At 56.8% G+C, this 19,991-nt stretch carries 19 protein-coding genes, 1 pseudogene and 1 riboswitch; of the genes and pseudogenes, 12 read left to right on the forward strand and 8 right to left on the reverse strand.

The features are described 5' to 3' along the window. Positions 1-49: 49 nt before the first annotated feature. Positions 50-670: a glycerol-3-phosphate 1-O-acyltransferase PlsY gene (gene plsY / locus AC007G_RS05435; RefSeq protein WP_032697633.1), complete on the reverse strand. Its 621-nt coding sequence runs from the start codon at positions 668-670 to the stop codon at positions 50-52. Between the two features lie 230 nt (positions 671-900). Between plsY and folB the strand changes: the two are divergent. Both folB and bacA read left to right on the forward strand, forming a co-directional pair. After that, positions 901-1,294: pseudogene (gene folB / locus AC007G_RS05440) on the forward strand (bifunctional dihydroneopterin aldolase/7,8-dihydroneopterin epimerase). Between the two features lie 208 nt (positions 1,295-1,502). Next, the gene (bacA, locus tag AC007G_RS05445) at positions 1,503-2,324 is read left to right on the forward strand and encodes an undecaprenyl-diphosphate phosphatase (protein ID WP_004867807.1); all 822 of its coding nucleotides are present in this window, start codon (positions 1,503-1,505) and stop codon (positions 2,322-2,324) included. A 27-nt stretch (positions 2,325-2,351) separates the two neighbouring features. On the opposite strand, the gene AC007G_RS05450 is transcribed toward bacA, so the two are convergent. Next, the gene (locus AC007G_RS05450; RefSeq protein ID WP_032690670.1) at positions 2,352-3,593 is read right to left on the reverse strand and encodes a multifunctional CCA addition/repair protein; all 1,242 of its coding nucleotides are present in this window, start codon (positions 3,591-3,593) and stop codon (positions 2,352-2,354) included. 61 nt (positions 3,594-3,654) lie between these two features. Then, positions 3,655-4,275: a TIGR04211 family SH3 domain-containing protein gene (locus tag AC007G_RS05455; RefSeq protein WP_004867804.1), complete on the reverse strand. Its 621-nt coding sequence runs from the start codon at positions 4,273-4,275 to the stop codon at positions 3,655-3,657. 214 nt (positions 4,276-4,489) lie between these two features. On the opposite strand from AC007G_RS05455, the gene AC007G_RS05460 reads away from it, so the two are divergent. The 4 genes from AC007G_RS05460 (at position 4,490) to glgS (ending at position 10,611) form a co-directional block, all read left to right on the forward strand. Next, positions 4,490-5,788 (forward strand): CYTH domain-containing protein, encoded by a 1,299-nt coding sequence (locus AC007G_RS05460; protein ID WP_099001550.1) that lies wholly within the window; start codon positions 4,490-4,492, stop codon positions 5,786-5,788. Between the two features lie 21 nt (positions 5,789-5,809). Then, entirely contained in the window at positions 5,810-8,647 is a 2,838-nt protein-coding gene (gene glnE, locus AC007G_RS05465; RefSeq protein ID WP_185935621.1) for a bifunctional [glutamate--ammonia ligase]-adenylyl-L-tyrosine phosphorylase/[glutamate--ammonia-ligase] adenylyltransferase, read from the forward strand. Between the two features lie 58 nt (positions 8,648-8,705). Further along, positions 8,706-10,139 (forward strand): bifunctional D-glycero-beta-D-manno-heptose-7-phosphate kinase/D-glycero-beta-D-manno-heptose 1-phosphate adenylyltransferase HldE, encoded by a 1,434-nt coding sequence (gene hldE / locus AC007G_RS05470; protein WP_015585701.1) that lies wholly within the window; start codon positions 8,706-8,708, stop codon positions 10,137-10,139. Positions 10,140-10,401: 262 nt separating this feature from the next. Continuing rightward, complete coding sequence (glgS, locus tag AC007G_RS05475) at positions 10,402-10,611, forward strand: cell surface composition regulator GlgS (RefSeq protein WP_046853439.1); 210 nt, start codon at positions 10,402-10,404, stop codon at positions 10,609-10,611. Between the two features lie 32 nt (positions 10,612-10,643). On the opposite strand, the gene ubiK is transcribed toward glgS, so the two are convergent. Further along, positions 10,644-10,913 carry a ubiquinone biosynthesis accessory factor UbiK gene (gene ubiK / locus AC007G_RS05480; RefSeq protein WP_004867791.1) on the reverse strand — a complete coding sequence of 90 codons (270 nt, stop codon included), beginning with the start codon at positions 10,911-10,913 and terminating at the stop codon, positions 10,644-10,646. A gap of 120 nt (positions 10,914-11,033) precedes the next feature. Then, positions 11,034-11,185: riboswitch (FMN riboswitch) on the forward strand. A gap of 105 nt (positions 11,186-11,290) precedes the next feature. Between ubiK and ribB the strand changes: the two genes are divergently transcribed. Continuing rightward, the gene (ribB, locus tag AC007G_RS05485; protein ID WP_032690674.1) at positions 11,291-11,944 is read left to right on the forward strand and encodes a 3,4-dihydroxy-2-butanone-4-phosphate synthase; all 654 of its coding nucleotides are present in this window, start codon (positions 11,291-11,293) and stop codon (positions 11,942-11,944) included. Positions 11,945-12,001: 57 nt separating this feature from the next. On the opposite strand, the gene zupT is transcribed toward ribB, so the two are convergent. After that, on the reverse strand, positions 12,002-12,772 hold the full coding sequence (gene zupT / locus AC007G_RS05490; protein ID WP_032697551.1) for a zinc transporter ZupT: 771 nt from the start codon (positions 12,770-12,772) through the stop codon (positions 12,002-12,004). Between the two features lie 194 nt (positions 12,773-12,966). Between zupT and ygiD the strand changes: the two genes are divergently transcribed. After that, positions 12,967-13,758: a 4,5-DOPA-extradiol-dioxygenase gene (gene ygiD, locus AC007G_RS05495; protein ID WP_032690676.1), complete on the forward strand. Its 792-nt coding sequence runs from the start codon at positions 12,967-12,969 to the stop codon at positions 13,756-13,758. Between the two features lie 48 nt (positions 13,759-13,806). On the opposite strand, the gene AC007G_RS05500 is transcribed toward ygiD, so the two are convergent. The 3 genes from AC007G_RS05500 to tolC all read right to left on the reverse strand — a co-directional run bounded on the left by AC007G_RS05500 (position 13,807) and on the right by tolC (position 17,288). Beyond that, positions 13,807-14,967 (reverse strand): glutathionylspermidine synthase family protein, encoded by a 1,161-nt coding sequence (locus AC007G_RS05500; RefSeq protein WP_032690677.1) that lies wholly within the window; start codon positions 14,965-14,967, stop codon positions 13,807-13,809. Positions 14,968-14,972: 5 nt separating this feature from the next. Next, entirely contained in the window at positions 14,973-15,644 is a 672-nt protein-coding gene (locus tag AC007G_RS05505) for a DUF1190 family protein (protein WP_004867777.1), read from the reverse strand. Between the two features lie 171 nt (positions 15,645-15,815). Further along, positions 15,816-17,288, reverse strand: coding sequence for an outer membrane channel protein TolC (tolC, locus tag AC007G_RS05510; RefSeq protein ID WP_032690679.1), 1,473 nt, complete (start codon positions 17,286-17,288; stop codon positions 15,816-15,818). Positions 17,289-17,483: 195 nt separating this feature from the next. On the opposite strand from tolC, the gene nudF reads away from it, so the two are divergent. Genes nudF through yqiA form a run of 4 tightly spaced genes read left to right on the forward strand, consistent with a single transcriptional unit; the run spans position 17,484 to position 19,962 of the window. Next, the gene (gene nudF, locus AC007G_RS05515) at positions 17,484-18,116 is read left to right on the forward strand and encodes an ADP-ribose diphosphatase (protein ID WP_032690681.1); all 633 of its coding nucleotides are present in this window, start codon (positions 17,484-17,486) and stop codon (positions 18,114-18,116) included. Beyond that, complete coding sequence (locus AC007G_RS05520) at positions 18,113-18,535, forward strand: DUF1249 family protein (RefSeq protein ID WP_004867771.1); 423 nt, start codon at positions 18,113-18,115, stop codon at positions 18,533-18,535. Before nudF ends, AC007G_RS05520 begins: the two co-directional genes overlap by 4 nt. Before the next feature lie 24 nt (positions 18,536-18,559). Next, a complete protein-coding gene (cpdA, locus tag AC007G_RS05525; RefSeq protein WP_032697553.1) occupies positions 18,560-19,387 on the forward strand; it encodes a 3',5'-cyclic-AMP phosphodiesterase in 828 nt (275 codons plus the stop codon). Beyond that, complete coding sequence (yqiA, locus tag AC007G_RS05530) at positions 19,387-19,962, forward strand: esterase YqiA (RefSeq protein WP_004867764.1); 576 nt, start codon at positions 19,387-19,389, stop codon at positions 19,960-19,962. Before cpdA ends, yqiA begins: the two co-directional genes overlap by 1 nt. Positions 19,963-19,991 lie beyond the last annotated feature (29 nt).

Consider the following 19,991-nt stretch of genomic DNA (forward strand, 5'->3'; position numbering starts at 1 on the left):
AGAGAATGTCGGGATAAAGGGGGCCCGGCGTGAGCCACCGGGCGCAAGATTATTTCTGCTCAGGCGTTTTTTTGTTCTTTTTCAGCCGGGACCAGATTTTGGTTTCCTGGCGGCGCCACAGACGCTGAATATTGTCGTGATGGCGCAGCAGAATCAGGCAGGAGAGCATAGAGACCGGGAAGGTATACTGCGGTTTGAACCACCAGACGTAGAAGGGGGCAATCAGCGCGCTGACAATAGCCCCCAGCGACGAATAGCCGCTGAGCAGGATGGTCAGCAGCCAGGTACCCGCCATCACGCCGGTCAAATCCCAGCCGATGGGGGCGATTGCGCCGAAAGCGGTCGCCACGCCTTTACCACCGCGGAAGTTAAAGAATACCGGCCAGATATGGCCTACGCAGGCCGCAATGGCGACCAGGCCCAGCCAGAAAGGCGTCAGGCCGAGCGCCCAGGCACCCCAGACGGGCAGCATGCCTTTGAGCACATCAAAAATAAGAACCGTTACGGCTGCTCCCTTGCCGCCAATTCGTAGTACGTTTGTCGCCCCAGGATTGCCGGAACCGCTATCGCGAGGGTCGGGCAGGCCAGCGAGACGACACACCAGAATGGCGCTGGAAATTGAGCCGCAGAGGTAGGCAAGGATAACCAGTCCAGGCGCGATTGCACTCATCAGCTGTTCCATTTTGAAAATGTCATTTTGTCCCCGCTCTCCTTCGCGTCGCTGATGCGCTGGCGCACTTCTTTCGTGCCGTCATCGGAGCGTGCATTGAGCCAGAACGCTTGCTGCGCCGCTGCTTTCCTGCAATGCGAATTATTTAGGGGATGTCTTTGCATCTGTGGATAATACGCATAATTCGCCGGAAGTGGTATCCGGTTTAGCCAAAAAGCAGGCAGGTCGTGATGGATATTGTATTTATAGAGCAACTTTCGGTAATCACCACTATCGGTGTTTACGACTGGGAACAAACCATTGAACAGAAGCTGGTGTTCGATATCGAAATGGCGTGGGACAACCGCAAAGCGGCAAGCAGTGATGATGTCAATGATTGCCTCAGCTATGCTGATATCAGCGAGCTGGTTATTGGTCACGTTGAAGGCGGGCGTTTTGCGCTGGTTGAACGCGTCGCGGAAGAGATTGCCGATCTGCTGCTGGAAAAATTTCCCTCGCCGTGGGTGCGGATTAAAGTCAGCAAACCGGGCGCCGTTGCCCGGGCGGCAAACGTGGGCGTGATTATCGAGCGCAGTCGGACGTAGCCTTAATCTGAAACAAAACTTTTCAGGTCATACTCGTTAAACAAATTGAGTTTATACCGGTCACAGGATCCGGCTATCGGGATATTTAATTGCCGCTCAGGGTCAGGACAGCACTCGAAATTTACGCGTACTCCGTGTACGCTCCGGTTTCCTGCGCCGTCCGTCTCCAGACTGGCCGCATCAATATCACCTGATGGAATGGTTCAGCGTATCTGGTTTTTTCATTTTACTTTTAAAGGGTTTATTGGATGAGCGATATACACTCGCTGCTGGTGGCGGCAATATTGGGTGTGGTTGAAGGGTTAACGGAATTTTTACCTGTTTCCAGTACTGGCCATATGATTATTGTCGGCCATCTTCTGGGTTTTGAAGGCGAGACGGCAAATACTTTTGAGGTGGTCATTCAGTTAGGTTCTATTCTTGCTGTTGTCGTCATGTTCTGGCGTCGTCTGTTTGGTCTGATCGGTATTCATTTCGGTAAACCACCGGAACATGAAGGCCAGGGAAGCGGCCGTTTATCGCTGATTCATATTTTACTCGGGATGGTTCCGGCGGTGGTGCTGGGCCTGTTGTTCCACGATACCATCAAATCGTTGTTCAACCCGGTCAACGTCATGTATGCGCTGATCGTGGGTGGCTTGCTGCTGATCGCGGCGGAAGTGCTGAAGCCAAAACAGCCGCGTGCCGTCGGCATTGATGATATGACCTATCGTCAGGCATTTATCATCGGCTGCTTCCAGTGCCTGGCGCTGTGGCCCGGCTTCTCTCGCTCCGGTGCGACTATTTCCGGTGGGATGCTGATGGGCGTAAGCCGCTATGCGGCGTCAGAGTTCTCCTTCCTGCTGGCGGTGCCGATGATGATGGGGGCGACCGTGCTGGATGTGTATAAAAGCATCGGTTTCCTCAACGCCAGCGATATTCCGATGTTTGCCGTCGGCTTTATTATGGCGTTCATCGTGGCGCTGATCGCGATTAAAACCTTCCTGCAGCTGATTAAACGTATCTCGTTTATCCCGTTTGCCATCTACCGTTTTGTCGTCGCGGCAGTGGTTTACGTTATCTTCTTCTGAGTTTGAAGCGCCGGTAAAACCGGGCCCTCAGTCGCAAGGCTGAGGGCAGCGCTCTTCCTTCCACTTCGCGACGGCCAGAATGCGGCGCCGCGTCAGCTCCTCACGAATCTCCGGCCCTTTAAAGCCCTGAGCAACCACCTCTTTTGTAGAGACCGATTGGGCTATCTCCCAGGCTTCAAGCAGCAGGCGTCCCTGCGGATAATCGCGGGCTTCGAATCCGGTACGTCCGCGCACATCCGCTTCACTGGTTAAGGCGATTTGCATGACCCGGTGCGGTTTACGCCAGGCGTCGATATTATCAAACAGTTTGACCAGCGTTTTGGGCTGCAGTATCGGCAGGGTATGAATCAGGTCGTGGAATTCGGCGACCAGCTTCGCCAGATCGCGAATGTCGTTCGGTACGCGCAGACGGGCGCAAAGCTGCTCGACCAGCCTGACGCCTGCCGGGCCGTGGCCGTGGTGGCGCGGCCAGAGCGCTTTTGGCGTCAGCCCTTTGCCGAGATCGTGGCATAGCGTTGCAAAGCGAACGTCAATTTCCGGCGACAGCATTGCCGCCATCGTCAGGGTCATCAGCGTATGTACACCGGTGTCGATTTCCGGGTGCCATTTAGCCGGTGCCGGAACGCCGTACAGCGCGTCAATTTCCGGGAACAGCACGCCGAGCGCGTGGCAGTCGCGCAAGGTCTGGAAAAAGACCTGGGGATTACGGGTGCCAAGGGCGTTTTCCGTCTCCTTCCAGACGCGTTCCGGCGTCAGATGCGCCAGTTCGCCGGCGTCGGCCATAGCACGCATCAGCGCCATGGTTTCGTCGGCAATACGAAAGCCCAGGTGGGCATAGCGGGCGGCGAAGCGCGCCACGCGCAGAACGCGCAGCGGGTCTTCGCTGAAGGCGGGTGAGACGTGGCGCAGCAGGCGCAGACGCAAATCGGCCTGGCCGCCGTAGGGATCGATAATCAGGCCATCGGTATCTTGAGCCAGCGCATTGACCGTCAGATCGCGGCGCAGCAGATCCTGTTCCAGCGTGACGTCCGGGGCGGCATAGCAGGTAAAACCGGTGTAGCCGGAACCCGATTTACGCTCAGTACGTGCCAGAGCATACTCTTCCCGGCTTTTCGGGTGCAGAAATACGGGGAAATCGCGGCCTACCTGCTGGTAGCCCGCATCAAGCAACTGCTCAGGCGTGGCACCCACCACGACCCAATCTCTGTCTTTGACCGGTAGCCCTAATAACGCATCCCGAACTGCACCACCGACCAGATAAATCTTCACGCCTGACTCTCCCGTATCCACTTTGCTCAAGATGATACGTAAGTCTGGCAGAGAAGACGAATTAGTTCATCCACCGGTCTTTACGTTTACGGCTCGGGACCAGATGCGGCAGCACCAGACCGAGCAGCAGTCCGACGCCAAGCACGCCGCCGCCGTACATAAACCACTGCATGATAATGGTGCGCTGCTTATCATCCAGCTGCAGATTCGCGGCATTCACCTTTTTCTGGGCGACAACCAGCTCGTTTTTCAGCTTTTGGTTTTCGTCTTTCAGCGCGTTGATAACGGTATCGCTGCCGGCGACCTTTTTCTGCATGTCGGCGGTGCGCTGATTCCAGGTGGTGTCGATGTTATTCAGCTTGTCGGTCAGGGTTTTCACCTGATTTTCCAGATCCGGCACGCGGGTGCGCAGGCTGGGCTCGGTGCTCAGCTCTTTCAGCGGAATCCAGGCGGTACGGCCGTTGCCGTCGCGGATCTGGGCATAACCGGTGCTGTCATTGGTCTGCAGCAGAGAAACTTCTTCCCCGGCGTTAATGGTGCCCTGAAGACGATAATTATCGCCCGGCCCCGTGCGAACCCAGGTGTTCAGTTCATCAGAAACATAGCGTTTTTCTTCTGCATGAACCGCCGTGGCGGCGCTGAGCGCCAGCAAAGTAAAAGTGATAAGGCGTAATTTTGGCATCAGGTCATCGTTTGATCATAAAAAGTTGAACGATAGTAGTGGCATCGCCATAGCGACGCAAAGTTTTCTGCCACAATCGGAAACATCCGGGAGGTGGCCCGGCAAAATGCGCATTGCATGGAGAATCGCCGCAAAATACTATCTACTGACAAAAAATATCGGCGATAGTTCGCCGTATTTTCCCGGCAGCGCAAAGAAGCGGAAGAATTCAGTCATGGCTCAAGAAATCGAATTAAAATTTATCGTCTCCGACAGCGGCGTGGAAACATTGCGCCAGCACCTTAACGCGCTTAATGCCCAGCACACGCCTGCGGGTCAATTGCTCAATATTTACTATGAAACGGCGGATAACTGGCTGCGCCGTCACGATATGGGGCTGCGCATCCGTGGCGATCGCGGTCGGTATGAAATGACCCTGAAAATCGCCGGGCGCGTGGTGGGCGGATTGCATCAGCGTCCGGAATTCAACATCCCGCTGGAAAGCCCGGAACTGGCGCTGGAACGCCTTCCTGCCGAGGTCTGGCCGCAGGGCGAACTGCCCACGGAGCTGGCGCAAAACGTACAGCCGTTGTTCAGTACCGATTTTGAACGTGAGAAATGGGTGCTCAGCGAAGGAGAGAGTCAGATTGAAATCGCGCTCGATCGCGGGGAGGTGAAAACCCCTGAGCATCAGGAGGCGATTTGCGAGCTGGAGCTGGAACTGCTCTCTGGCAAGACGGAGGATGTGCTGGCGCTCGCCCGTCGTCTGCTGGAAACCGGCGTGCTGCGCCAGGGAAGTCTCAGCAAAGCGGCGCGCGGCTACCATCTTGCCCAGGGTAATGAAGCGCGCCCGGTGCAGCCATTCGGCGTTCTGCAGGTGGCGCCAAAAGCCAGCGTAGAACAGGGGCTGGAGGCGTCGCTGGAAAACGCGCTGGCGCACTGGCTCTATCATGATGAGGTCTGGAGCCGCGGTAATCCGATGGCAAAAGGAGAAATCCTCCGCGCCATCGCCCGGGTACGTCATGCGCTGGTGCTGTTTGGCGGCATCGTGCCGCGTAAGGCCACCGCGCAGTTGCGCGAACAGCTCGCTGAAGCGGAAGCTGTCCTGACGGAGGCCGGCAAGGATCCGTCGGCGCTGTTCAGCATTGCCGCAGTCGGCGCGAAGCTCGCCTTGACCGAATGGCTGGTGAGCCGCAGCTGGCGCGCCTTTTTAAATGAGAACGCGCAGAAGAAGATCGCCGGCTCTTTTAAACGTTTCGCCGATATCCAGCTTTCACGGGCGGCGGCGGAGTTAAAAAATGCGTTTCAGCAGACGCTGGGGGACGATTACGACGGCCAGCTGCCGCGTCTGGCCCGCGACATTGACTGTATTCAGCTGCTTGCCGGCGCCTATGCCGATGCTGCTGCCTCCTGGCTGGAGAACTGGCTGGAGGTCCGTCGTGCTATTGAGCACAAAGATCGTAGCGTCATTGAATATTTCCGCCGCCAGGCGCTGGCCGCGGAGCCATTCTGGCTGCATAGTGGAAAACGATAATTTCAGGCCAGGGAGACCCCTATAATGCCGCTTTCTTCACAGTTACAGCAGCACTGGCAGACGGTTGTAGACCGACTGCCGGCGGATTTTCCATTATCCACACTAAGTCCGCAGGCGCAGTCGGTGATGGCGTTCAGCGATTTCGTCCAGCAGAGTCTGGTGGCGCAGCCGCAGTGGCTGGCCGAGCTTGAAAACTCGCCCCCCGAGGCGCAGGAGTGGCGTCACTATGCCGACTGGCTACAGGCCGCCCTGGCCGGGGTCAACGACGAAGCGGCGCTAATGCGTGAGCTGCGCCTGTTTCGCCGCCGGATCATGGTGCGCATCGCCTGGGCACAGGCGCTGTCGCTGGTCAGTGAAGAGAGCAGTTTGCAGCAGCTAAGCGCGCTGGCGGAGACGCTGATTGTCGCCGCCCGCGACTGGCTATACAGCGCCTGCTGTAACGAGTGGGGAACCCCTTCCAGTGCCGAAGGTAAAGCGCAGCCGCTGCTGATCCTCGGGATGGGGAAACTGGGCGGAGGCGAACTCAATTTCTCGTCGGACATCGATCTGATTTTTGCCTGGCCAGAACATGGCTCAACCCGCGGCGGGCGCCGCGAGCTGGATAACGGACAGTTCTTTACCCGCCTCGGCCAGCGGCTGATTAAAGTTCTCGATCAGCCGACGCAGGATGGCTTTGTTTATCGCGTTGATATGCGCCTGCGTCCCTTCGGCGACAGCGGGCCGCTGGTGCTGAGCTTTGCCGCGCTGGAAGATTACTATCAGGAACAAGGGCGCGACTGGGAGCGCTACGCGATGGTCAAAGCGCGGATCATGGGCGATAACGAAGGCACCTACGCCAACGAACTGCGCGCCATGCTGCGGCCGTTCGTCTTCCGTCGCTACATCGACTTCAGCGTGATCCAGTCGCTGCGTAACATGAAGGGGATGATTGCCCGTGAAGTTCGTCGTCGCGGGCTGAAGGACAATATCAAGCTCGGTGCGGGCGGGATCCGCGAAATCGAATTTATCGTACAGGTCTTCCAGCTGATCCGCGGCGGACGCGAACCGGCGCTCCAGCTGCGGGCGCTGCTTCCGACGCTGGCGGCGATCGATGAGCTGCACCTGCTGCCGGAAGGCGATGCCGCCCGGTTGCGTGATGCCTACCTGTTCTTACGTCGCCTGGAAAACCTGCTGCAAAGCATCAATGACGAGCAGACGCAAACTCTGCCACAGGATGCGCTTAATCGCGCTCGCCTGGCGTGGGGGATGCATGTTGATGACTGGGAAACGCTGACCGCGCAGCTGGAAGAGAAAATGGCCAGCGTACGGCGGGTGTTCAACGAGCTGATTGGCGATGATGAAACGCAATCACCGGATGAGCAGCTGGAGGAGTACTGGCGCGAGCTGTGGCAGGATGCGCTGGAAGAGGATGACGCCAGCCCGGCGCTGGCCCATCTTGCGGATGACGACCGTCGCAGCGTGCTGGCGCTGATTGCCGATTTCCGTAAAGAGCTGGATAAACGCACTATCGGCCCGCGCGGGCGCCAGGTGCTGGATCAACTGATGCCGCATCTGCTCAGCGAGGTGTGCTCGCGGGCCGATGCGCCGGTGCCGTTGGCGCGGATTACGCCGCTGTTGACCGGTATCGTCACCCGAACCACCTATCTGGAATTGCTCAGCGAGTTTCCCGGCGCGTTGAAACATCTGATTAGCCTCTGCGCCGCCTCGCCGATGGTTGCCAGTCAGCTGGCGCGCCATCCGCTGCTGCTGGATGAACTGCTGGATCCCAATACCCTCTATCAACCGACGGCGACCGATGCCTATCGCGATGAGCTGCGCCAGTATCTGCTGCGCGTGCCGGAAGAGGACGAAGAGCAGCAGCTGGAGGCGCTGCGCCAGTTTAAGCAGGCACAGCTGCTGCATATTGCCGCTGCCGATATCGCCGGTACGCTGCCGGTGATGAAAGTGAGCGATCACTTAACCTGGTTGGCCGAAGCGATGATTGATGCGGTGGTCCAGCAGGCGTGGATGCAGATGGTGGCGCGTTATGGCCAGCCGACGCACCTGCATGACCGTCAGGGGCGTGGTTTTGCGGTCGTCGGCTACGGTAAACTGGGGGGCTGGGAGCTGGGCTACAGTTCTGACCTTGACCTGGTGTTCCTGCATGACTGTCCGATGGAGGTGATGACCGACGGGGAGCGCGAAATCGACGGGCGCCAGTTCTATCTGCGCCTGGCTCAGCGCATTATGCACCTCTTCAGCACCCGCACGTCCTCGGGGATTCTGTACGAAGTGGATGCTCGCTTACGTCCCTCCGGCGCCGCGGGTATGCTGGTCACCACGACCGATGCGTTTGCCGATTATCAGAAAAATGAAGCCTGGACCTGGGAACATCAGGCCCTGGTGCGCGCCCGCGTGGTCTATGGCGATCCTGAGCTGCAGGTGCGTTTTGATACTATCCGGCGCGATATTCTCAGCACCCCGCGTGAAGGGGAGACGCTGCAGACCGAAGTACGGGAAATGCGGGAGAAGATGCGCGCGCATCTCGGCAATAAGCACCGGGATCGCTTTGATATTAAAGCCGATGCCGGGGGCATTACCGACATTGAATTTATTACCCAGTATCTGGTCCTACGCTATGCGCACGATAAACCGAAGCTGACGCGCTGGTCTGATAACGTGCGCATTCTGGAACTGCTGGCGCAAAACGACATTATGGATGATGAAGAAGCGCGGGCGTTGACCCATGCGTACACCACGCTGCGCGATGCGCTGCATCATCTGGCCTTGCAGGAACAGCCGGGGAACGTCGCCCCGGACGCCTTTACCCATGAACGTCAGCAGGTGAGCGCCAACTGGCAGAAGTGGTTGATGGCTTAACTAAAAAACCGGGTGTGCTATTATCGCGCGCAAAGTTTGTATCTCGCAGGAGAGAGTCATGAAAGTAACGCTGCCGGAGTTTGAACGTGCAGGAGTGTTGGTGGTTGGCGATGTCATGCTGGACCGCTACTGGTATGGTCCCACCAGCCGTATTTCCCCCGAAGCCCCGGTACCGGTGGTCAAGGTGGAAAATATCGAAGAGCGTCCCGGCGGTGCGGCAAACGTGGCGATGAACATCGCCTCTCTCGGTGCGACTTCCCGTCTGGTCGGCCTGACCGGAATTGATGACGCCGCGCGTGCGCTCAGTAAGGCGCTGGCGGATGTCAACGTGAAGTGCGATTTCGTCTCCGTGCCGACTCACCCGACCATCACCAAGCTGCGCGTGCTGTCGCGCAACCAGCAGCTGATTCGCCTGGATTTCGAAGAGGGATTCTCCGGCGTCGATCCGCAGCCGATGCATGACCGTATTCAGCAGGCGCTGGGTACCATCGGGGCGCTGGTGTTGTCCGATTATGCAAAAGGCGCGCTGGCTAGCGTGCAGACCATGATTAAGCTGGCGCGCGATGCTGGCGTACCGGTGCTGATTGATCCGAAAGGCACCGATTTTGAACGCTATCGCGGCGCCACGCTGCTGACGCCGAACCTCTCCGAATTCGAAGCCGTAGCAGGCAAGTGCAAAGACGAAGCCGACATTGTCGAACGCGGCCTGAAAATTATTGCGGATTTCGAACTCTCCGCACTGTTGGTGACCCGCTCCGAGCAGGGGATGACGTTGTTGCAGCCGGGCCGTCCGCCGCTGCATATGCCGACTCAGGCGCAAGAAGTGTATGACGTCACCGGTGCCGGCGATACGGTGATTGGCGTGCTGGCGGCGACGCTCGCCTCCGGCAACACTCTGGAAGAGGCGTGCTACTTTGCCAACGCGGCGGCTGGCGTGGTGGTCGGCAAGCTGGGGACATCCACCGTGTCACCTATCGAGCTGGAAAACGCCGTGCGCGGGCGCGCGGAGACCGGGTTCGGCGTGATGAACGAAGACGAGCTGAAACAGGCCGTTGCGGCGGCGCGTAAGCGCGGCGAGAAAGTGGTGATGACCAACGGCGTGTTTGACATTCTGCATGCGGGCCACGTTTCTTATCTGGCTAATGCGCGTAAGCTCGGCGATCGGCTGATCGTTGCGGTCAACAGCGATGCGTCGACCAAACGTCTGAAAGGCGAGTCTCGTCCGGTTAACCCGCTGGAGCAGCGCATGATTGTGCTCGGCGCGCTGGAAGCCGTCGACTGGGTCGTCTCATTTGAAGAGGATACGCCGCAGCGCCTCATCGCCGGCATTCTGCCGGACCTGTTGGTCAAAGGCGGCGACTATAAGCCGGAAGATATCGCGGGTAGCGAGGAAGTCTGGGCGAACGGCGGCGACGTTCTGGTGCTGAACTTTGAAGATGGTTGCTCTACGACCAACATCATTAAGAAGATCCAGAAAGACAGCGGGAAGTAATTTGTGACGCCGGGCGGGCGTTCTGGGAGATCGGGGCTGTGTATCGTGCGGCTGAAGAACCCCGGATAACGCCCGACAAAGAAAGCCGACGATCGTAAGATCGCCGGCTTTTTTTATTTATTGATGACAGAGATGATTCAGCGCAATAAACAGGCGATCTGAGCGCATTTTTCGTACAGAAAGCGTTAGCGTAAGTATAAATACTGAAGTCAGTAGAAAGCATATGACCAATCAGAACACACACGGCTGAAGGAGTATGCGGATGAATCATCACGAACTGTATTCAATGAAGAACTTTGATTTTCTGGCCCTGAGTTTCGCCAGAATGTATGCGCAAGGTCATGCCGTTGATCTGCAGGCCATTGTCGGCAATATGGATGAAGCTCAGCGTGAATGGTTTTGCCAACGGTATGAGCTCTACTGCCGTCAGGTCAGTGAAGAGGCGGCGTCGGAGCCAGAGCTGGAACACTGATACAACAACGGGCCTGACGGCCCGTTGTTTTTTTACTGCTTTTCTTCGACGGTCGGGGCGGCCGCGCGGCTTTCCAGATCGCTGATTCGCTGCTCCAGCAGCGCCAATTTTTCGCGGGTGCGCAGCAGCACCTGCGTCTGCACATCAAACTCTTCGCGACTGACCAAATCCAGGCGGGTCAGCTGCGACTGGAGTACCTGACGGATCTTTTTCTCGACATCTTCCCCAAGATCGCGAAGGCCTTTCGGCATCGATTCATGGACCTGGCGGGCGATTTGTTCAATTTTTTTCGGGTCAATCATGGTGGTTTCCTGCTCTGGTCGATTTATCGCTCATTGTAGTGCGATCGACGCTACCTATAAACCAGAAATGTTTGAAGCTTATGCATTGCCGATGATAATCAATAGCGTTATAGTGATCTCGCTTATTCTCAGGGCGGGGCGAAATTCCCCACCGGCGGTAAATCAACCATAGCGTTGAAAGCCCGCGAGCGCTTTCTGTGAAAGCAGAAAGGTCAGCAGATCCGGTGTAATTCCGGGGCCGACGGTTAAAGTCCGGATGGGAGAGAGTAACGGCTCAGTCGGGTTTCGATCCGCTTGCGTTGACTTTTGCCGCTAAACCGGCGCTCCTAAGACTGCCCTGATTCTGGTAACCATAATTTTAATGAGGTTTATTTACCATGAATCAGACGCTCCTTTCCTCTTTTGGTACCGCTTTTGAACGTGTGGAACACGCTTTAAATGCACTGCGCGAAGGCCGCGGTGTGATGGTGCTTGATGATGAAGACCGTGAAAACGAAGGCGACATGATTTTCGCCGCCGAAACCATGACCGTTGAGCAGATGGCGCTGACCATTCGCCACGGCAGCGGCATTGTCTGCCTGTGCCTGACCGATGAACGCCGTAAGCAGCTTGACCTGCCGATGATGGTGGAAAACAACACCAGCGCATACGGCACCGGCTTTACCGTGACCATCGAAGCTGCAGCAGGCGTCACCACCGGTGTTTCCGCCGCTGACCGCGTGACCACCGTGCGCGCGGCCATTGCCGACGGCGCTAAACCTTCTGATCTCAACCGTCCAGGCCATGTCTTCCCGCTGCGTGCGCAGCCGGGCGGCGTGCTGACCCGCGGTGGTCATACTGAAGCGACCATCGATCTGGTGACGCTGGCGGGCTTTAAGCCGGCTGGCGTGCTGTGTGAACTGACCAACGACGATGGTACGATGGCGCGCGCGCCGGAGTGCATTGCGTTCGCGCAGAAGCATAATATGGCCGTGGTGACCATTGAAGATCTGGTGGCCTATCGCCGCGAACATGAGCGCAAAGCCAGCTGATTCTGGCCCCGCGTCATAGCAAAGCCCACCTCTGCGTGGGCTTTGTTGTTTTTGCCATCAGCCAATGCCCATTGCCTGCAGCGCAACCAGACTTAATCCCATCACCGACATGCCGCACAGTACGCCATAGCTTGGGTTGCTCTGCGGATCGATCTCTTTTGCCAGCGGCATTAGCTCATCGACCGACAGCGCCACCATGATCCCGGCAACGGCTGCCATGATGGCGCCCATCATGACGGGTGACACCAGGCTTCCGAGGATCAGCCAGGCCAGCAGGCCGCCGAGAATCTCCGCCATACCGGAAAGCCCGGCCCAGAGTACGGCCTTATACCGTGAACCGGTGGCGGCATAAACCGGGCCGGCCACCGCCAGCCCCTCGGGAATATTGTGTAAAGCGACCGCCAGCGCGACGCCCATGCCCAGCTCAAGGTTATTACTGGCCGTTACAAAGGTGGCGATCCCTTCCGGGAAGTTGTGCAGGCTGATGCCCAGAGTCAATAACATTGCGGTTCGGCGGAGGTTACGCGGACGCGGCATACCTGGCGACATGAGATCCTGTGGATGCGCGTGGGGCAGCATACGGTCGAGCGCAAAGTAGCCCAGCAGGCCGATGACAAACATACCGTAACCGAGCAGCGGCGACATGCCCTCCGCGTTCAGCGCAGCGGGCAGCATCTCCATCAGTGAGATAAGCAGCATGATGCCCGCGGCAAAGCCCAGGGAGAATCCCAGCAGCCGGTTGGATGGCTTCTGGCCCAGCACGCCAAAAATAGCCCCGATGAATGTGGCGCTACCCGCCAGCAGCGTCAATATTAAGGGTGACGACATTATTCATTTCCTTTGATAATGATTATCATTAATGATATCCAGATTATCAGCTCACGACGAGAGGGAGATGCGACCCTTTACAGCGAATTACATTCAAATTTTCTGACGATCATCATCATGCTTATCTGAGTTTATCCTGACGCAAAAACGCGTAATGTGAAGGCATCACAATTCCTCTGTTTAAGGATATCACCATGTCCCGTACCCGAATGCCAGCGTTGTTTTTAGGCCACGGCAGCCCGATGAACGTGCTGGAAGATAACATCTATACCCGCGCCTGGCGGCAGCTGGGCGAAACATTGCCGCGGCCAAAAGCTATCGTTGTGGTTTCTGCGCACTGGTTTACTCGCGGTACCGGGGTAACGGCCATGGAAACGCCGAAGACGATCCACGATTTTGGCGGCTTCCCGCAGGCGCTGTACGATACGCATTACCCGGCTCCTGGTTCACCTGAACTGGCGCAGCGTCTGGTTGAGCTGCTGGCGCCGGTGCCTGTGACCCTGGATAAAGAAGCCTGGGGCTTCGATCATGGATCATGGGGCGTGCTGATAAAAATGTATCCCGATGCGGACATCCCGATGGTGCAGTTGAGCATCGACAGCACCAAACCGGCAGCCTGGCATCTGGAGATGGGGCGCAAGCTGACCGCGCTACGTGATGAAGGCATCATGCTGGTGGCGAGCGGTAACGTGGTGCATAACCTGAGAACGGCACGCTGGCATGGCGAGAGCACGCCTTACCCGTGGGCGGAATCATTTAATGACTACGTCAAAACCAACCTGAGCTGGAAGGGACCGGCTGCAGAGCATCCGCTGGTGAACTATCTGGCGCATGAGGGCGGATCGCTTTCTAATCCGACGGCGGAGCACTTCCTGCCGCTGCTCTACGTTCTGGGTACCTGGGACGGCGAAGAGCCGATATCTATTCCGGTGGAAGGGATGGAGATGGGATCGCTGAGCATGCTGTCGGTGCTGATTGGGGCGTAGAAGATAGCGGAAAAACCCCGGCAGGCGTCAGCGCTGCCGGGGCAAATCTTATTCGACGAAAATGTGCGGATAGAAACGCGACAGATCCTGGGTGATCAGCGCCCGATCCTCGCGTACGCCGATCCCGGCTGGCCGATCGTTGATGAGCCAGCTGCCGATCAGCGTATAGCTGTCGCCAAACTTCGGCAGCGGATAGAACTCCTGCACGATGGTGCCTTCTTCTCCGTATGGACCCTCAACCGCTTCCAGCACTTTGCCGTTTTCCACGATCGATACGTTAGCCCCTTCACGGGAGAAGATCGGCTTAATGACGTACTTCTCCATCTCCGGATGCGCATCTTCGCTGAAGTAAGCCGCCAGCAGGTTAGGGTGGTTCGGGAACATCTCCCACAGCAGCGGAAGCAGAGCTTTGTTCGAGATGATGCTCTTCCACGCCGGTTCGAGCCAGCGTACGCCCGCGTCTTCCAGTTTGGTGGAGAACATCTCGCGCAGCATATACTCCCACGGGTAGAGCTTGAACAGGTTGCCAATCACCTGATCCTGCAGGTCGGTAAACTGACCTTTTTCACCCAGGCCGATATCTTCGATATACAGAAACTCGGTGGCCACACCCGCTTCTGCGGCACAGTCCTGCAGATACTGAACGGTACCGCGATCTTCTTCGGTATCGCGACAGCAGGCCATATGCAGCAGCTGGAAGCCAAACTGTTCGCGCAGCTCGGAAAAACGCTCGATCAGCTTTTCCTGCAGGCTGTTGAACTGGTCGCTGCCTGCTGGCAGCTGGCCGGCGTTGATCTGATCTTCCAGCCAAATCCACTGGAAAAAGGCGGCTTCATACAGCGAGGTCGGGGTGTCGGCGTTGTTCTCCAGCAGCTTCGGCTCGCCCACGCCGTCCCATGCCAGATCGAGACGCGAGTAGAGCGACGGCTGGTTGGTTTTCCACGACTGGCGAACGAAGCCCCAGGTGTGTTTCGGAATGCGGAACTTCGCCATCAGTTCATCGCTGGCGACGACTTTTTCCACCGCCTGCAGACACATCTGGTGCAGCCCGGCGGTGACCTCTTCAAGCTTTTCAACCTGCGCCAGCGTCAGTTTGTAATAGGCTTCTTCGCTCCAGTACGGCTCGCCATACATGGTATGAAAGTTGAAGCCGTATTCGGTCGCCTTCTCACGCCAGTCCGGGCGCTCCGTGATGCTGATTCTTTCCATGTGATTTAGCCGCCCATTGAGCGTTTAGTCGAACTGGTGCCTGCCGCGCTGCGCTGCATAGCAGATTGCTTCGCGACCGATTCACCAAAGCCGCCGCGGGTGACGGTGCTGGTGGTGGCGGGTTTTGGCGCCATCGCCGTTTTCGGTACGTTCATCGTCCGGCCCGGCTGTGCGGCGCCGTAGCTCTTACCGCCGGCATCGGTGTACTGGCCATAAGCTGGGCTGGCCGGGTTTTTCGAGCTGAACAGCGGCTGCTGTGCACCCATGCCGCCACCCATCATACGGCCCATCATGTAGCCTGCCATCAACGGCATCCAGAAGCTGCCGCTGCTTTGTGCCTGCGCCTGGTTTTCTGGCGCGACGCCTGCCTGAGCCGGCGTTTGCTGGCACTGGCCTTCGCCGAATTCAGCGACGCAATCTTCACGCGTGGCATATTTCGGCGCGGTACGTACCGCTTCCTTCTGTGCGTTGTTGAAAGCGGTGGTGCATTCAGCGCTTTTTCCCGGGTTGGCTGCAGAGCAGTCATCGGCGTTTTGGTACAGAGAAACCGTCTCGTCGGTTTTTTCACAACCGGCAAGCATAAATACGGCCGTAACGGCAAGGGCGACCGGCGTCAGATGGCGCGCGCTCCAGCTTTTACGGAACGAGGCATGATTGATATTTTTTGTCCGTTTCATATTTGTCTTCCAGGACCCAGTGGTATTGCGGTTTGTTAACGCTCAGGATAGAGGATGAGTGGTGGAAAATGAAGCGAAGAGGGAGGGAAAGGAGGGGATCTTTACGTTGCCTTACGTTTAGCGCTTCGCTTAGCTGAATTCGTTAAGCGAAGCGCCATGACGCAACGACGATTACTGGCGGAAAGGATTCGCGCCGCTGGTTTTCGTGGTGCGGGTCGAAGCCGGTGTTGCCGCCGGGGCTGCATTGCTGCTGTAGCCATCAGCGTTAGCATCCTGCTGCGGGGTTTCCGGTGCGACGCTATCTGGTGATGTTGAGACCGGTTTGCCCAGCGTGTTGTTCAGCGCAACCAGATCCTGCTCGTTCAGAGTACCGAGCGCAGATTTAATGTTCAGCTGGTTAATCAGGTAGTTATAACGTGCGCTGGAGAGCTGCTGCTTCGCGTTGTACAGGGTGGTGGTGGCATCCAGGACGTCGACGATGGTACGCGTCCCCACGGAATAGCCGGCTTCCATGGCATCAAGGGAGCTCTGCGCAGAGACCACCGCCTGTTTGTAGGCATTGATGCTGCTGATAGAGGCATTGATGTTATTAAAGGAAGAACGAACGGTCTGAACCACGCTGCGATGCGAGCTTTCCAGCTGTTCGCTGGCGCCAACGAAGTTGTACTGCGCCTGTTTCACCTGCGAGTTAACCATCCCGCCCTGATACAGCGGCAGCGAGAAGCTCAGACCGATTTTGTTCTGTCCGGCATCGTTGTCGTTATATTGGGTGCTGTTGTGGGTTTTGGAACCGCTGTAGGAGGTGTTTGAGACCCCGGTCGAGGCGGTTAAATCCAGGGTCGGCAGATGGCCGTCCTGCGCCTGACGAATCTGTTCGCGGGCGAGATCCTGGTTCAGACGCGCCTGCAGCAGCGACAGGTTACGGTTTTCCGCTTCCTTCAGCAGCGCATTTACCGTCTGCGGTTTGTTGGTTTTAAAGCCGTCTACGTTCAGCGATGCCAGCTCCGGATAGTAGTTGCCGGTGACCTGGCGCAGCGCTTCTACCGCGTTGTCGAGGTTGTTGCGCGCGGTTACTTCGTTTGCCAGCACTGAATCGTACTGTGAACGGGCGTTCTGCACGTCGGTGATTGCCACAAGGCCAACGTTAAAGCGCTGTGTGGTCTGATCCAACTGGCGGTAGATTGCCTGCTTTTGCGCTTCGGTATAGGAAAGCGTATCAATCGCGCTGAGGACATTAAAGTAGGCTGTCGCGGTGTTCAGAATCAGCGTTTGCTGATCGGTCTGATAGGTGACATCCTGAATACCGGCCGCTTTTTCCTGCAGCGTCAGGGCGCGCCACTTCGACATATCAAACAGGGTCTGCGTTAACTGCAGCGAGCCGCTGGTGACGTTCGAGTTCACGCCGTTGCTGTCGCGATAGCCATTGGTGTAAGTATAATCTGCGCCCAGACCAAGCTGAGGCAGTAACGGGCTACGTGCTTCATTGATCTTCTCGAATGCAGCATCACGATCGGCTGCTGATTTACGCAGGTCAGGGTTGCTGACGCGCGCCTGCTGATAAACCTGCATCAGGTTTTCTGCCTGGCTCATGGCGCTGAAGCCAGTCAGGCCCAGACCGATGAGGATGGGGAAAAGTTTCTTCATTTGCATTCCTTGTTGTGAAGCATAAAGCGCTGCCCAAATTCTAAATATATTTGCTGATTGTATCGAGTCTGCCGCGGTAAAAAGTTGGCGTTACGTGCCATCCGGCGGTAATTTGCACCAATCTAACATACAGACTGTAAAACGATAGCCAAACGGCTTATAAATCCTTACTTTCGGATGCGCAGGACAGAGACAATGAGCAAGCCCAATCAGCAAGGAATTACCTTCTCTAAAAACGATGTAGAAATTATTGCACGCGAAACGCTTTATCGTGGTTTTTTTTCGCTGGATTTATACCGTTTTCGCCATCGCCTGTTTAACGGTGGGATGAGCGGCGAGGTGACGCGCGAAATTTTTGAGCGCGGGCATGCCGCAGTCTTGCTACCCTTTGACCCGATACGTGATGAAGTGGTGCTGGTCGAGCAAATCCGCATCGCCGCGTATGATACTAGCGAGAGCCCGTGGCTGCTTGAAATGGTCGCCGGTATGATTGAAGACGGCGAGACCCCCGAGGACGTTGCCCGCCGCGAAGCGGTAGAAGAAGCCGGGCTGATCGTCGGGCGGACAAAACCGGTCCTGAGCTACCTGGCAAGCCCGGGCGGCACCAGCGAAAGGCTGTCGATTCTGGTCGGTGAAGTCGATGCAACGACGGCAAAGGGGATTCACGGTCTGGCGGATGAAAATGAAGACATCCGGGTGCATGTGGTAAGCCGGGAGCAGGCTTATCAGTGGGTTGAAGAGGGGAAAATCGACAACGCGGCCTCTGTCATCGCCCTGCAATGGCTGCAATTGCATTATCACAATTTACGTAATGAGTGGACAAAATGAAGCGTTATACACCTGACTTCCCGGAAATGATGCGCCTGTGTGAAACCAATTTTGCTCAGTTGCGCCGCTTGTTGCCTCGAACCGATGCAGCCGGCGATGTCGCGGGCTATCAGGTGGGCAATGCGCAATATCGATTAACTATCGTCGAGTCGACCCGCTACACTACATTAGTGTCAATTGAGCAGACGGTTCCGGCGGTAAGTTACTGGAGTTTACCGTCAATGACGGTACGTCTGTATCATGATGCGATGGTCGCTGAAGTGTGTTCGACTCAGCAGATCTTTCGCTTCAAAGCAAAGTATGATTATCCTAATAAAAAGTTGCATCAACGCGACGAAAAGCATCAAATTAATCAGTTCCTGGCGGACTGGCTGAGATACTGTTTAGCACATGGAGCGATGGCGATTCCGGTTTGTTAGCGTCGTGAAACCTAAGGACACCATTTGGAAAGCCTGTTGAATCTGCCTCTGGCTGGTGAGACCAGAGTCAGGATATTACAAATTACTGATACTCACCTGTTTGCTGAAAAACATGAAACGCTGTTAGGTATCAATACCTGGGAAAGCTACCAGGCTGTGCTGGATGCCATCCATGCCTCACAGCGTCCATGCGATCTTATAGTAGCAACAGGCGATCTGGCGCAGGACCATTCAGCCGCGGCCTACCAGCACTTTGCTGAAGGTATCGCGAGTTTTGCCGCGCCCTGCGTCTGGTTGCCGGGCAATCATGACTTCCAGCCGGCGATGTACAGCACGCTGCAGGAATCAGGTATTTCCCCGGCCAAAAGGGTTTTGCTGGGCGATCATTGGCAAATATTGCTGTTGGACAGCCAGGTGTTTGGCGTTCCCCACGGCGAGCTGAGCGACTTTCAGCTTGAGTGGCTGGAGCAGAGGCTGGCGGAAGAGCCTGAGCGTTATACGCTGCTGCTGTTGCATCATCATCCGCTCCCTTCGGGTTGTAGCTGGTTGGATCAACACAGCCTGCGTAATGCCGGGGCCCTGGATCGTGCGCTGGCCGCTTTTCCGCGCGTAAGGCATTTACTCTGTGGCCATATTCACCAGGAACTGGACCTCAACTGGAACGGGCGGCGGATGATGGCAACTCCCTCGACCTGTGTACAGTTTAAGCCGCATTGCGCCAATTTTACCCTGGATACCATTTCTCCCGGCTGGCGCTGGCTGGAACTGCACGCCGACGGTACCTTGACCACGGAAGTTTGTCGCCTTAACGGCGTGAAGTTTCACCCGGATATCGCTTCAGAAGGATACTGATGGCTACGCTCCTTTATCTGCATGGTTTTAACAGCTCACCGCGATCGGCAAAAGCGACGGCGTTGAAGGACTGGCTGACGCAGACCTTTCCCGAGATTACGATGGTGGTGCCTGAGCTACCCGCCTATCCGGCAGAAGCGGCGGAGATGCTGGAAGCCATTGTGCTGGAACGCGGCGGGGAACCGCTGGGGGTGGTAGGCTCCTCGCTGGGTGGCTACTATGCCACCTGGCTATCGCAGTGTTTTATGCTGCCGACGGTGGTGGTTAACCCGGCGGTACGCCCGTTTGAACTGCTGAACAATTTCCTTGGCCCCAATGAGAATCCGTACACGGGGCAGCAATATGTGCTAGAGTCACGCCATATTTACGATCTCAAAGTCATGCAAATCGACCCGCTGGAAGCGCCTGATTTAATCTGGCTGCTGCAGCAAACGGGCGATGAAGTGCTTGATTACCGCCAGGCCGTTGCTTACTACGCCTCATGCCGGCAGACGGTAGAGGAGGGCGGCAATCACGCATTTGTCGGCTTTGAAGATCATTTCACTCAGATTATCGATTTTCTGGGTCTGCGTTAAGCGGCCCAGGATGACCTACGAATACACAC

The organism is Klebsiella sp. CSG-1 (genome assembly GCF_056521145.1).